13 protein-coding genes and 1 pseudogene are annotated in these 13,594 nt (G+C 66.1%); 8 read left to right on the top strand and 6 right to left on the bottom strand.

Annotation, left to right across the window (positions count from 1 at the left end):
- Both U9979_RS22145 and mqnC read left to right on the top strand, forming a co-directional pair.
- Positions 1-1,113 (top strand): serine/threonine-protein kinase (locus U9979_RS22145; RefSeq protein ID WP_322780831.1); only part of this gene is annotated, 1,113 nt, incomplete at its 5' end.
- Between the two features lie 91 nt (positions 1,114-1,204).
- Positions 1,205-2,461: a cyclic dehypoxanthinyl futalosine synthase gene (mqnC, locus tag U9979_RS22140; protein WP_322780833.1), complete on the top strand. Its 1,257-nt coding sequence runs from the start codon at positions 1,205-1,207 to the stop codon at positions 2,459-2,461.
- A gap of 144 nt (positions 2,462-2,605) precedes the next feature.
- Here the strand turns inward: mqnC and U9979_RS22135 are convergent, their stop codons facing one another.
- Positions 2,606-2,839: a hypothetical protein gene (locus U9979_RS22135; protein ID WP_322780830.1), complete on the bottom strand. Its 234-nt coding sequence runs from the start codon at positions 2,837-2,839 to the stop codon at positions 2,606-2,608.
- Between U9979_RS22135 and U9979_RS22130 the strand changes: the two genes are divergently transcribed.
- Together U9979_RS22130 and U9979_RS22125 are read left to right on the top strand one after the other, a co-directional pair.
- Positions 2,832-3,206 (top strand): hypothetical protein, encoded by a 375-nt coding sequence (locus U9979_RS22130; RefSeq protein ID WP_322780829.1) that lies wholly within the window; start codon positions 2,832-2,834, stop codon positions 3,204-3,206. The two genes, U9979_RS22135 and U9979_RS22130, sit on opposite strands and share 8 nt — an antisense overlap.
- A gap of 715 nt (positions 3,207-3,921) precedes the next feature.
- Positions 3,922-5,280, top strand: coding sequence for a HEAT repeat domain-containing protein (locus tag U9979_RS22125; RefSeq protein WP_322780828.1), 1,359 nt, complete (start codon positions 3,922-3,924; stop codon positions 5,278-5,280).
- 398 nt (positions 5,281-5,678) lie between these two features.
- Here the strand turns inward: U9979_RS22125 and U9979_RS22120 are convergent, their stop codons facing one another.
- The 4 genes from U9979_RS22120 to U9979_RS22105 all read right to left on the bottom strand — a co-directional run bounded on the left by U9979_RS22120 (position 5,679) and on the right by U9979_RS22105 (position 8,706).
- Complete coding sequence (locus U9979_RS22120; RefSeq protein WP_322780827.1) at positions 5,679-5,969, bottom strand: type II toxin-antitoxin system RelE/ParE family toxin; 291 nt, start codon at positions 5,967-5,969, stop codon at positions 5,679-5,681.
- Complete coding sequence (locus U9979_RS22115; protein ID WP_322780826.1) at positions 5,966-6,265, bottom strand: type II toxin-antitoxin system Phd/YefM family antitoxin; 300 nt, start codon at positions 6,263-6,265, stop codon at positions 5,966-5,968. Before U9979_RS22115 ends, U9979_RS22120 begins: the two co-directional genes overlap by 4 nt.
- 130 nt (positions 6,266-6,395) lie before the next feature.
- On the bottom strand, positions 6,396-7,805 hold the full coding sequence (locus U9979_RS22110) for an ankyrin repeat domain-containing protein (RefSeq protein WP_322780825.1): 1,410 nt from the start codon (positions 7,803-7,805) through the stop codon (positions 6,396-6,398).
- 271 nt (positions 7,806-8,076) lie between these two features.
- A complete protein-coding gene (locus U9979_RS22105) occupies positions 8,077-8,706 on the bottom strand; it encodes a helix-turn-helix domain-containing protein (RefSeq protein ID WP_322748782.1) in 630 nt (209 codons plus the stop codon).
- Between the two features lie 111 nt (positions 8,707-8,817).
- Here U9979_RS22105 and U9979_RS22100 point away from each other — a divergent pair, with 111 nt between their 5' ends.
- On the top strand, positions 8,818-9,837 hold the full coding sequence (locus U9979_RS22100) for an aldo/keto reductase (protein WP_322780824.1): 1,020 nt from the start codon (positions 8,818-8,820) through the stop codon (positions 9,835-9,837).
- Here U9979_RS22100 and U9979_RS22095 read toward each other — a convergent pair whose 3' ends face one another.
- A complete protein-coding gene (locus tag U9979_RS22095) occupies positions 9,838-10,224 on the bottom strand; it encodes a hypothetical protein (RefSeq protein WP_322780823.1) in 387 nt (128 codons plus the stop codon).
- Positions 10,225-11,258: 1,034 nt separating this feature from the next.
- Here U9979_RS22095 and U9979_RS22090 point away from each other — a divergent pair.
- The 3 genes and pseudogenes from U9979_RS22090 to U9979_RS22080 form a co-directional block, all read left to right on the top strand.
- Positions 11,259-13,088 (top strand): hypothetical protein, encoded by a 1,830-nt coding sequence (locus U9979_RS22090; protein WP_322780822.1) that lies wholly within the window; start codon positions 11,259-11,261, stop codon positions 13,086-13,088.
- A gap of 81 nt (positions 13,089-13,169) precedes the next feature.
- Positions 13,170-13,451 (top strand): hypothetical protein, encoded by a 282-nt coding sequence (locus U9979_RS22085; RefSeq protein WP_322780834.1) that lies wholly within the window; start codon positions 13,170-13,172, stop codon positions 13,449-13,451.
- Positions 13,452-13,465: 14 nt separating this feature from the next.
- Positions 13,466-13,594: pseudogene (locus U9979_RS22080) on the top strand (site-specific integrase); the annotation flags it as partial.

Raw genomic sequence — 13,594 nt, 5'->3', positions numbered from 1 at the left:
GCGCAGGTACTCGACGCCGATCCCGGCGCCCACCTGCCGTACCTGGTAACGGAGTACATCGACGGGGTCCGCCTGGACGATGTCGTCACCAGCCGTGGGCCGTTGGCGCTGTCGACTCTGCAGGGGGTCGCGGTGGGGGTGGCCTCTGCGCTGACCGCCATCCACGGCGCCGGCATCGTGCACCGCGACCTCAAGCCGAGCAACGTGCTGCTGTCGTATTCGGGGCCCCGGGTCATCGACTTCGGGATCGCGCGGGCGCTGGACGCGGTGGTCGGGCGTACCCGCACCGGCATGGTGCTGGGGTCGGCGGGTTGGATGGCACCCGAGCAGATGGAGGGCGCGCCGGTGGGCCCGGCCGCCGACGTCTTCGCCTGGGGCCTGCTGATCGCCTATGCGGCGGCCGGGCGCCATCCCTTCGGCGACGGTGCCCCGCTCGACATCGCGCAGCGGATCGTCATGGAGCGTCCGTATCTCGACGGTGTTCCCGCGGATCTTCGTCCGCTGGTTGCGGCGGCCCTGGATCGGGATCCGCGGGCCCGGCCGTCCGCCGGGCAGCTCGTGCGGGCTCTACTCGGTGACCAGGAACGGTTTCGGTCCGGCACCCGCGCCGCCGTGCCTGAGGTCCTCGACGGCACCTGGTCGGGTGACCCGCGTTCCCAACCTGTGGTGGGTGCCGTCGCAACCAGGCCCGGGCACGACGGCCGTACCAGGCTGGGCGTTGCGGAGCCACCCGCGCCGGAGCGGTATGCACCGGAGCGGTATGCACCGGAGCGGTATGGCCGGGAAGCACCTGCGCCGGAGCGGTATGCGCCGGAGCGGTATGCACCGGAGCGGTATGCACCGCCGCGCCGCCGACGGCGGTGGCGCCCTCGGATACCGGGCAAGCGTCTGATCATTCTCCTTCTGTTGATCTTCCTGGTGATGTCCGGAGTCGACCGTGTCACCCATGTCTGGGACACCCAGCGGGGTCGGCTCTGGGAGCAGGTCTGGACCCATGCCCAGGACGGCTTCCAGCATCAGGTCGTCGACCGTTTTCAGCGCGATGTCATCGACCGGGTGCGCAACAAGGTCGACGGCGCCCGGACCGGCGTTGGTCGGACCGGCCAGGGGTGAGGCGGCATCGGCTGTTGTCCCCGGTCGTCCCCCCCGCACCCGAAAGCTCGGGCGGCAGGCCCGCTCGCCGTACCATCGCAGGGTGAGCCTTGTGGATGATGCCGACAGCGGTTCTCCGGTAGTTGCAGCGCCTCCGGTGGTGAGCGAGGGGGAGATCTCCTCCGTGCTCGCCCGCGCCGCGGACGGCGGGCGGATCAGCCCCGACGAGGCGCTGCTGCTCTACACGAAGGCCCCGCTGCACGCCCTCGGCCAGGCCGCCGACGCCGTCCGGCGCCGCCGTTTCCCGGATGGCATCGCGACGTACATCATCGATCGGAACATCAACTACACGAACGTCTGCGTGACCGCGTGCCGGTTCTGCGCGTTCTACCGCGCTCCGGGTCACTCCGAAGGCTGGGTCCGCGACGTCGACGACATCGTCGCCAGATGCGGCGAGGCAGTTGAGCTGGGGGCAACCCAGATCATGCTCCAGGGCGGCCACCATCCCGAGTTCGGTATCGAATGGTACGAGGCTGCCTTCGCGGCGATCAAGCGGACGTACCCGCAGCTCACCCTGCATTCCCTGGGCGCCAGCGAGGTCGTCCACATCGCGCGGACGTCCGCGCTGAGCTACAACGACGTCATTGTTCGGCTGCGCGACGCGGGCCTGGACAGCTTTGCCGGCGCAGGGGCGGAAATTCTCACCGAGCGTCCCCGGCACGCCATCGCCCCGCTGAAGGAACCCGGCCATGTGTGGCTGTCGGTGATGGAAGCCGCGCACGGTCTCGGTGTCGAATCGACCGCGACGTTCATGATGGGCACCGGTGAGACCAACGCCGAGCGCATCGAGCACCTTCGGATGATCCGCGACGTCCAGGACCGCACCGGCGGTTTCCGGTCGTTCATCCCGTGGACCTACCAGCCGGAAAACAACCACCTGCGCGGACGCACGCAGGCGTCCACGATCGAATACCTGCGGCTGGTGGCGGTAGCTCGGCTGTTCTTCGACAACATCGCGCACCTGCAGGGCTCGTGGCTGACGACCGGCAAGGAGGTCGGTCAGCTCACCCTGCACATGGGCGCGGACGATCTGGGTTCGGTCATGCTGGAGGAGAACGTGGTGTCCTCGGCCGGCGCCCGGCACCGGACCAACCGGACCGAGCTCATCGGTCTGATCCGTACCGCCGACCGGATCCCCGCTCAGCGCGACACGCTCTACCGGCACCTGGTCGTGCACCATGACCCTGCGCAGGATCCGGTGGACGACCGGGTGGTCTCCCACTTCTCCTCCACCGCCTGCTCCTCGACCGCCTACTCCTCGACCGCACTGTCGTCGCCACCCATGCTGCCGATCGTCGCAACCCGCTGACGGACGCGCTGACGGACGCGCGTTCGTAACGATCTTTGGTAGCGATCTTTCGAGCTTTGTGCGATCAACAAGCGGGTATTCAGCGCACAAACCTCGAAAGATCGCCGGCTGCCGCCGCTGCGCCAGGGGGGTTGCCCTGTTCGGTCAGCGTGCGTGCCGATCCACCTGCGTTGCCTTGCAGGTAAAGCCGCCGGGCAGGTCGTCGTGCCCCCAGCTGACTCGCTGCGATGGGGATATCTGGCCGGGAGCGATGTTACTCACCGTCGCCACACCGGCTCCCGTGTCCGTCGGGTCGTCCTTGCTGCCGAACGCGATGTGGATGACATAGTCGCTGGCAACGGTCGAGTGGTTGGAGACGACGACAAAGGCGGTGGGCAACCCTGATTCGTACTCGATACCGCATGACACCGTCACGTCGGCTGCCGCCGGGGCCGTGGCGCTCGTCGGAACCGTCCGGACCTTGCTGGACGCGGACGGCGACCTGACCACACCGGGCTCCGCGGTGCGGTCGATCAGCCACTGGGAGACCGACGGCCGGACAGTGGCGCGCTCCCCGGTGGGAGCGGCGGATACGGTCGGCGACGATCCGACCGACGTGGGTTCCGCCGTTCGGGCGACGCTCGGGGCGGACGGTGACGCGCTCGCCTTGGACGATTCCCCACAGCCGGTGCCAAGGACAATGAGCGCTCCGAGCGCCAGCCAGGAAGCCCCGGCTTCAAGCTCGGTCTTCCGTGGCCTTGGATGATCCGCTGACGGCTCGTCCACCGGCGGGCGGGCATAATCATTGACGCTGGTAATGGGAAACCTCCGTGTTTTACCTGTGGGCAGGAAATGCGTCGTCCATCTTGTGGACCCGGTCCGGTTCGGGGCCTGTGGCCGGCCAGAGGGTGATCGAATGTTCTTCGACGGGTTCCTTGGACGAATCGTGCTTACGACCTAGCGCGCGCCCACGTGTCTGGACCCGGGTCCGGTACCAGCCTGGCCCGGCATGCGCGATGTTCCCAATATCTTCCCGTGGGGAAAACTCCCCATTACACAGGTATGTCCTTCCTTCCGGGCTGTGGTAACTCACATCTACAACGGCTTCCCACTCATCGAGAGCGAGCGGTGGCTCCATTTCGCACAAGCTAACAACTATCCGGATCTTGCCGGTGTGTGTTCCAGCAAAAAAAGAAGGTATCCTTCTCCTCCTGCCACGAGAGTATTGCCATTAAAAACCTTATTAACCGCGTCGGGGGTCGGTGGCAAGATATTGCCGTCGCACAAGGAGTATTGACAGTAGCCGACGTGCAGAGCGTCTGTTGTCGAGGGCATCCTGAGATTATCCACGGCGGATTCACGCGGTCAGGGTGGCGTACGGCTCGGCGCCGAGCTTCCGGCTGGACCACCCGGTTCTCCTTCGAGTCACAGGCACGGGTCATGGGTCGCGAGGCCAGAGAGCGGCACTACCATGCGTGCATATGGAACCGGCGAGAATAGGGACTCAGAAGATCGACCCGGCGAGGCGAAATGATCCTGCGACGCTTGCGAAGCTGCGGGATCGGGCGATCAGCACGGATGATCCACTTATGCGGAGGCTGGCCCTCATGTCGATCGTGAAGATGTGGCCGGGTGATCCCGGCGTTTCTCTGTTGCTACGAGATCGGGCCGTCGTCGATCAGGATGCGTTTGTGCGGCGAACGGCTGTGGAGGCGATCGGGGCCGGCTGGCGGGACGATCCAGCGGCCCTGCCGTTCCTGCTCGACCGCGCTGTCGCGGACCCGGACGCGGCGGTGCGTCGAGTGGCTGTGGAAGCGGTCGGGGCTGGTTGGCCGGGCGATCCGACTGCCCTACCCGTACTCGGTGCGCGGGCTGTCGCTGACGAGGATGCAGCGGTGCGGACGGCGGTGCTGACGGCGATCGCGGCCGGTTGGCAGGATAACCCTGCTGCGCTGCCGTTGCTCCCCGACGTGGTCGCTGCCCATCCGAACACGGCTGAGTCGCAGGCGGCGCTCACGATAATCGCGGACAGCTGGCGGGGCGGTCCTGCCAGCCGGGCGTGGTTGACCGAGCAGGTCGCACATGCCGACAACGGCAACGTACGGTCCGCCGCGGTACGAGCCATCAGCGCGGGTTGGCCGCACGATGCGGTCACCCGGTCCCTGGTGCATCAACTGATCAGCAACGACAGACACGTCGCGGTCAGATGCGCAGCGACGGGGGCGCTCGCCACGGGCTGGCGCGATGACCCGGACACGCTGCCGTTGCTGCGTGCGCTTGTCGTCGGCGACGACGAATCTGCTGTGCGTGACACGGCGACTCGGGTGCTCGCCGCGCGCTGGCGGGATGACCCGGAGATGCTGCCGTGGCTGCGTCGGCGGGCGCAGGACGACTCCACCGCGCGCTCCCTGCTGGTGGACACCATCGCGGACAGCTGGCAGTGCGGCCCTGCGAACCTGCCATGGCTGAGTGAGCACGGGGTCCACGACGAAAGAGTGGATGTGCGGCGGGCAGCCGTCCAGGCGATTGTCACGGGCTGGCGCAACGATCCGACCACCGTGGCGCTCCTGCGGGGACGGGTCACCGACGACCTTCATTTTGATGTTCGTTCAGTCGCCATGGAGGCGATCGTCGCCGACTGGCGGGAGCATCCCGGCACGCTGTCGTGGCTGCATGACCGGGCCGTCAACGACCGTCACCGGGACGTGCGCCGGATGGCCGTTGAAGCGATCGCGGCCCACTGGCCGGCCGACCCCGCCACCGCGATCCTGTTGTGGGACCGGGCCGACAACGACGAAGATCCCACGGTCCGTGACGCGGCGACAGATGCGTTGCCGTGACACAGCCAGCCAAGCAGTCTACTGATCGGCAGACTGCTTGGTATAACGATGACGACGATCAACGTGGATGCGACGGTTCGGGACTGGCTCGCGCTTCTCGACCCCGTCGTCGGCCATGAGCAGGCTGGCCGGCCGCCGCAGCCCGTCGTCGTAACGATTGTCATCAATATACCGAAATATACCGATCAGCACTATTCTGATCACCCGGCCCCGATGCATGGTCACGACCGGGCCAGACGACGGTGCGGAACGATGAGGAAGCGCGGCAGCCTCAAGCTGCGCGAATGGCTGGAAGTCAGCACATCCGCATCGAGCAGTAGCTACTTTCCCGCCGGCCGAGGATCTGGAGAAGGACGACGGGTTCATCGCAGGGCCTTTGTTCCGCTCGAGTCTCGAGGTCAGCGCGAGCGGTACGCGTCAGACCGGTGCTCGACGGCGGTTACGGTCACGATGCGGTTTTCCTCATCGATTTCGTAGAACACGCGATAGCTGCCGCGCCGAGCGGACCAGGTGCCCTCGTATGGCGGGAGGAGGAGTCGTTTACCGAGCCGGCGGGGGTTGTCCAGAAGCGTGGTCGTGATGAATTCGTGGACAGCTGCTGCGATCTTCTCAGGCAGTCGGCTGGCGGGAACGCGGGCCGCGGGACCGGTGATCCGGAGTTCGAACGGCTGGCCACCGGCCTTGCTCACCTCACATCGGGCCGGTCGGCGTTCCGTGCGCGTTTCGCCATGAGCATGCCGAGTTCCTCGGCATCGAGGACGTCACCGGCCTCGACCGCGTCTGCGGACTCCGCGAGCTGCCGCATCGCCTCCCGGCTCGCCAGCACGTCCAGCGTCTCCTCCAGCGCCGCCAGATCGTCGGGAGAGATCAGGACTGCCACGGCATGGCCATGGCGGGTGATCTCCACCCGATCGTGAGTGCGCTCCACCTCGTCGATGAGCTCCGACAGGCGGTTGCGCGCCTCGGTGAACGGCATGACGACCATGGCTGCGAGCATACAAAAACTGGCGCGAAGTCTAGGCAGTTCGACAGAGGTTCAGAAGATGTCCGTGCGCTGGCGGTTCATCGACTCCCGGTCGGCGGTCTGCCGCTGACCCCGAGTGGTCACGAGCGCCTTACGGGCGGTGCTGGTCTGCGTCGCGGATCTCCACCACGGCGTCGTCGGCGACGGTGAACGCCTGGTAGAGGAGATCCGCTGGGTCGGCGGGGCGGTCGGTCTGCCCGGCGTGGGTGACGGCGAGGCCGAGGATGATCGTGTCACCGTGGACCGTCATCTCCTCGACGGTCGCACGGACCCCTTGGGCGCGTAGCAGCTGGTACCACTCCAGGACGTGGGCACGGCTGTGGCAGCCGGCTGGTCCGCCGCCCCAGCGGACGTCGGGGTGCAGCACGTCGGCGAGCGCCTGGTCGTCGCTGGTGTTGAACGCTGTGCGCAGCTGCTCGCTGATCCGGCGGGCGGCTGGCGCAGGCGGTTCGGCCGACGACGAATCGTCGTCGTCGGGCGCGCCGATGCCGTAGCGGGCGAGAAGGACGGCGACCTCGTCGCTGGGCGGCTTTCCCCCGACCCACGCACCGTCCCGGGACGCCCCGGCGGCGAGCAGGAGACTGATGGTGGCGGGCCAGTCGCCGTCCGGGCTGTAGGCGGGGCGTTCCCCGCTGCCGACCGTCGCCCATGCCAGCGGGGTCGACCCCCACTGCCGGTCGGTGGTATCGATGTCGGCGCCACGGTCGAGCAGCAGGCGGACCACGTCGAGACGGCCGGCGTAGCTGGCGGCGTGCAGCGCGGTCGCGCCGTCCACCGACCGGTACACCCCGACGGGAAAGCCGAGATCGAGCATGAGGGCGACCGGGCCGACACCGGCGTACTCGGCCGCGTCCACGAACGCCGCGTGATCGTCTCTGATAAGGCGGCCCGGAAGGTCGGGATACTCGGCGAGCAGCCGACGCGCCTCCTGACGGTCGCCGCGTCGGCACACGCCGAGTAGCCGATCGGTATCCGTGGCGTCATCCACGGCGCCGTACCGGGTCAGTACGGCGGCGACGTCGTCCCGGCCGCGGCGGACCGCGATGCGTCGAGCGGACAGACCATCACGGCCAACCGTGTTCGGGTCCGCGCCGGCCGCGAGCAGCGCCTCGACGACCGCCGGGCTGTCCTTGCCGAGCGCCCCGGGCAACGCCCGCGTCGCGTCACCGGCACCCAGTCCGAACTCGACCAGCAGCCGTCCTGCCAGGCTGCCGCGACCGGTGACGCTTGCTGTCAGGAACGCCTCGACCCGTCCGGCTCGGTCCAGCGCCTTGGCCTCGACCTCGGCTTTCAGCCGTGGCCAACTGGCGAACCCGTGCTCGCGGGCGAGAACCATCTGCGCGACTGACAGACTCACCGACCCCTGCGGGCGCTCGTCCACGTGGGCGGCGATCCGCTCCAGCGCGGCCGGGTCGCCGGCACGGGCGGCGTCGCGCAGTTCCTTTGCCCGGCGGCGAAGCTGGTTGAGGTTGGGTGTTGCCGGCATCGGACGACTGGCCATGCCATCTCCTCACGTCGCCTTCCCGGCCCGCGGCTGAAGGCGTGAAGAAGATGACATCCTACCGGCCGTGCGACGTGCGACGAGGTGGACTCGGTCCTTCCCGGCATCATTCGACCGACCAGGATGGCGCTTCGCGAGGTCGTCGACGAGCTCGTCGACTGACCAGGGGCGATACCCGGCGACCGTCCACTCGGCAATATCGACAATAGAATCGAACCTGCGTTCTGTCGACCTGGTAATTCCGGAAGTTCCGCCCCCGGCTGGCCGGTTGTCAGTGCCTGGTGCGCAGCCCGTCGAAGAGAACCGTGTTGAGGCGCACGGCCTGGTCGGGGGGCGCGTCGGCATGGCGCAGAGTGGCGAACGCACCGGCAAGCAGCGCAAACAGGTCGTCGATATCAATGTCGCCCCGGATATCGCCGGCATCCTGAGCACGCTGGAGGAAAGCCCGCAGCGTCTCGCGGAGGCGGGCCGCGACCTCGGGAGCGGTGGTCCGGATGTCGAAGTCGGTTCCCGCCAGCGCGGCCTTGAGGGGCAGGCTCGCGGCGCCCTCGGCAAGCATGCGCTCCAGCATTTCCACCAACGCATCGCCGGGATCGGCCTGCTGAGCGAGGGCGCGGACATCCGCTATGAGCTGCTCCACCTGGTCGACGACGACCGCGGCGAACAGCGTCTCCTTCGTTGGGAAGTGCCGATGCACCGTGCCCGCGCCGACACCGGCTCGGCGCGCGATCTCGTCCAGAGGGACGGACAGCCCCTCAATGCTGAACAGCTCACGCGCGGCGCGTAGCACCCGCTCGCGGTTGCGCCGGGCATCCGCGCGCAGCGGACGGGCCGAGCACCCCTCGCCAGCCGAAGCCGGTTCGGCGCCTCCGGCGTCCGGAGCATCGCCTTGAATCCCCATGGCCTCCATCCTGCTCCGATCGCCACAGACCCCATCGTGAACCGGGGCGGCGCCCCGTATAGTGTGGCTCATCGAACCGGGGCGTCGCCCCGAATCCTCGGAGGAGGTCGCGTGCAGTACACGCTGCTGGGGCGCTCGGGCCTCAAAGTCTCCCGAGCGGCGCTCGGAACGATGAACTTCGGCATCGGTCCGGACGCACCCTGCGGCGAACCGGAAGCACGTCGGATCATCGGCGCCTTCCTCGACGCGGGCGGCACCCTCATCGACACGGCGAACATCTACACCGGCGGCCGATCGGAGGAGGTCGTTGGGCGCGCCATCGCCACGCGGCGCGACTCGGTCGTCCTGGCCACGAAGGGCTCCGGCCCGCTGGGCGCCGGCCCCAACGACCGCGGGCTGTCCCGGCTGCACCTCACCCGCGCCCTGGAGGGCAGTCTGCGTCGCCTGGGCACCGACTACATCGACCTGTACCAGTGCCACAACTGGGACCCGGATACGCCTATCGAGGAGACGATGGCGACCCTCGACAGCTTCGTCCGCTCGGGCAAGGTCCGCTACGTCGGCTGCTCCAACTACACCGCCGGCCAGATCATCGAGTCCCAGTGGGCCAGCCAGCGCCTGGGCACCACGCCGTTCATCAGCCTTCAGCCCCACTACTCATTGCTCGCACGCGAGATCGAAGCCGAGATCCTGCCCGCCTGCGCCCGCCACGGCCTGGGCACCCTCACCTACGGACCACTCGCCGGCGGCATGCTCGCCGGCCGCTACCGACGAGGCCGGCAACCCGACCCAGGAACCCGGCTTCACCAGTGGCTCGCCTTCAACCCCACAGCCGCCAGCTGGGCCACAACGCTGCTACGCGAGGAGTGCTTCGACATCGCCGACGAGGTCACACAGGTGGCCGACCTCGTCGGCGCCACCCCATCGGCCATCGCTATCGCCTGGACCATCGCACGTCCCGGCATCACCTCGGTGATCATCGGACCGCGTACCGTCGACCAGCTCACCGACAACCTCACCGGCATCGGTCTCAGTCTGGCCGCGGACCTCGTCGACCGGCTCAACACCGTTTCGGCACCTACCAACCAGCCCGTCACCGGCCTGCCCATAACGCTGCCGACCGCCGCCTAACTAACCATGACGAGAACAGTCAGTGTCGTCCCGAGCTCCGCACGAGCGGATGCCTACCCAGAGATCGGTGAAGGTCGATGCTCTGTAACGGCACGTCCCACTCAGCGACAGTCGGCTACCGATCGTAGTCGACTGCCCTGGAGCAAGAAGGGGCTCGAACGGAACCGCTTCACCCGCGGCCGGCGGAATGACGATTCTGGCCAGCTCGAACGGAATCGGCGCGGCACGACGGCCAGGCGCGACCTGGATGTGTTCGCCGCTGCCCTCGATGTTGTCGACGACGTACGAGTTGGCGCGGCTGAAATTTGTCAAGGTCCAGTGATCGCCTACCGTCATGATCTCCCCGGCAAGTCGGGAGACGCTCGGTTCGGACAACTCGACGCCCACCGAGACGCCTGGGGATCCGCGACCGAACGCTAATCACTCGCCCGGCGCGAGTTGACGGGTCACGGCCGCGGCTTCACCACGAACCGCCGGGGTGGCTGGCCCGTCGACGTCACGCGGCCAGGCAAACGGCTGAACGACCAGGCAAACGGCTGAACGACCAGGTAGCTCACAACGCCCTCCATACGTACGCCATAGCCGGAGATGCCAACCGCTTCAAACAGATCCCGAGTCACTCTCGATCATAGTCGAATCCGTCATCGCGAATGCCGTAACGCGGACCGGGTGGCACTTTGGAGCGGTGAACCAGCCGCCGATGCACACTACGGCGGCGCGGTCAATCCGCGACGTCACAGGATGCAGCGCGGTCCTGGCCGTGAGTATTGTCGAGCACGCGGCGATCGACTACCCCGCTACACGACGACGAAAGGTGTTGTGCCGAGATGAAGCTTGCCCGGACTCGGTTAAGCAAAATCGCCCTTAGTCTTGGACTGCTTGTGACCGTACTGGTACCGGGGACGCTTCTCGGTGCCTCTCCGGCCCAGGCCACGGAGTCCTACCAGGGCTGCCCCGCTGGCGGGGTCTGCATCTATCCTAACGGTTCGTGGAATGGCGGACATCCGTCCAGCATATACTACTACTATGCGTCCTATAATCTCAGCAATATGTACGGGACGCATCGCGTCTTCAACAACCAGACCGACAACGCTGTCGTGAGCTTCTGCACGGGGTGGAACGGCACGAACTGCTTCTTCACAATGGGATCATGGACATATACTGATATTAATCTGACACCAGTTAACTCGATCAAGCTGATGCCCTAGTGTCTCGTGATGCGGGTCAATTTTTGTCAGACTCAGTCATTTATGCTGGTCGGAAGCCTGATCGACGCTGTGGCCAAATAAAGGATAGAGCATCACGAGACACCAGGTATTGACAATTGCTCCAAACCGCAACGTAAGCTATCGAGCGCGCTCGTCCTACGGGAAGGATTCACCATGTTAGGTCCAAGGGGCCGAAGGTGGCTACTGGCCTCCGTGACGGCGCTCGCAGCGGTGCTGGCCGGTCAGTTCCTCGCCCAGGCGCCGGCCTCTGCGGCACTCATGTACGACCAGGGCGGCTTCGCCACGTCGTATGCCCAGGACGGCACGCTGCAGATCTTCAGGGTTGCCACCAACATCGGTAACAACAGCAAGCTCTACCACTACTACGGCCACGCCGGCGAAAACCTGACCTCGGAGGTTCTGGATGATGGGCTGCCCTTCGGTGAAAAAGGTTTCCCCTCGGCCATCAACTACGGCACCAGCCTGCAGGTCTTCTACAAGAGCGGCGGCGCGTTGATCCGCAAGTACTACAACGCCGGCTGGTGGACGACAGAGACGGTCGTCGGCAGCGGCGTGAACAGCAGCCCGGCCACGGCAGTGGATATCAGCACGCTGCATACGGCCTACGTCACCTCCAGCGGCGCGCTTGTCGACCGCTGGAACTCTGGGGGCGGCTGGTCGAGCCAGACCGTGGTCCCCGGATCGTGCGACGGTTCCTTCACCCCGGCCATGGGCAACTTCAATGGGCAACTGCATATTCTAGCCAACTGCGTCGGCTCGTGGATACACTTCTGGAAGGACCCGGGTAGCCCATGGACCAGCGAGTTCCTCGGTCAGAGGATGTCCCCCGGCACGGGTGGGATCGCTCTGTCCACCGGCAATGGCGAGTTCGACGTGGTTGGCAATGCCACCGACGGCAAGCTCTGGCGGTGGTGGTACACCAGTAATGATGGCTGGCGCGAGCAGCCCATTGCCAACGGGCAAGCCGCCGGTCGGGTCCAGGTCGGCTGGTTCAACTCTTCGCTGCACGCCGCCTGGGTCGACGGTACGCGAATGCACAACAGCTGGCTCAACGGGTCGACCTGGAGTGACGAGCCCCTGGCCTGCAACTTCGGGGCCTGCAGCGATGTCGATGCGGTCGCGCTGGGCACCTCCTACTTCTTGGTAGACACACAGGAGCCATACCACCCCTGGCGGTGGACGCCGAGCGACGGCTGGCGGCAACTCAACATTCCCCAGTGGAAGTTGGCGTTTGTCAAGACGAAGAATACGGGTAGTGGAATGATCGAGGTGCATCAGACACCCGACCCGTACCAGAGCTTCGACATGCATGTCACGTCCGGATTCTCTGCGGCCGAGGACGGCAACGGCACGTTCGAGATGGTCGGCAACAAGTTAGTCTACTTCAAAACCCGCAACACCGGTAGCGGAAAAGTAGAGCTGCATTACCGCACAGCCGAGTCGAACTTTAGCGATGGTGTCAGCATCCCGACGTGGTTCGACGTAGCCGACGGAGCCAACGGTGTCTTCAACCTGGTAGATGACGGAATCGTTTTCATCAAGACCCGCAACACCGGCTCAGGAATGATCGAGGTTCACAAGCTCCCCTCGTGGAACCCGCAGGCCCCGCCCTATCTCAGCACAGCAACCAACATCCCCCTGGCCGAGGCTGACAACGGGGTGTTCCAGATGAGCGGCGAGTCCCTGGTGTTCATCAAGACCCGCAACACAGGCAGTGGCAAGATCGAGGTGCACATCACGGGAACGGACACTGCGGGATCCTGCTCCTTCTGCCAATGGTCGCTGCACCGCGCGACGGTATTCAACGCGGGTGACCGGGACAACGGCACCTTCAGTATCCGCAGCCTCACACCATACTCGCAGGATTTGATCTTCATCAAGACCCGTAATACCAGTACCGGCAAGGTGGAACTGTTCGTCGCCAGCTCCGCCACTGACTACCAGCAACAGAACCTGGCAACGGCCACCGCATACAACGTGAGCGATGGACCCAACGGCTGGTGGAACCTCAACCACACCTGAGTCGCAACCACCCCGCGCGACTGACTTCGGCGTAGAGCCATCGAGCTCCGCGTAATGACGAGTGACGTTGGGTAGTCGCCTGTGGTTAGCCGGAGTGACACGCCGAGCCTGTTGTGGTGCAAGGAAAAGACGCAGAACCCCGGTATGAAGGTGGTCCTCTCGCAGATCAACTTCATACCGGGGTCCTGCGTCGACGATGAGTTCACATATACCTCGGTGCTGCCGGTACGCGACGAGACGGTGGAGTTCCTGGCTGGTCTGCTGACCGCTGAGCGGCTGCGGCGGGGCATCCGCGCACACCCGGTCACTGTCCTGCTACTGAGGAGGATGCGGGCGTTCACCGGACACGCGTTCATGATCTGAGACATACCTCGGCCATGCTGCTGTTCCGCGCGGGGGCGGATCTGAACGAGATCCGGGCGTTGCTGCGTCATACCCGGATCGCGACCACGGCGGATACTTACATCGATGTCCTGGAAGGGGAGTGCCGACCAACTCATGACGGC

Origin of the sequence: Protofrankia sp. Cas4 (assembly GCF_963555915.1) — a bacterium.
Taxonomy (GTDB): domain Bacteria; phylum Actinomycetota; class Actinomycetes; order Frankiales; family Frankiaceae; genus Protofrankia.
Note: the sequence above shows the minus strand (reverse complement) of the source record. Positions and strands in the feature narration are given on the sequence as shown.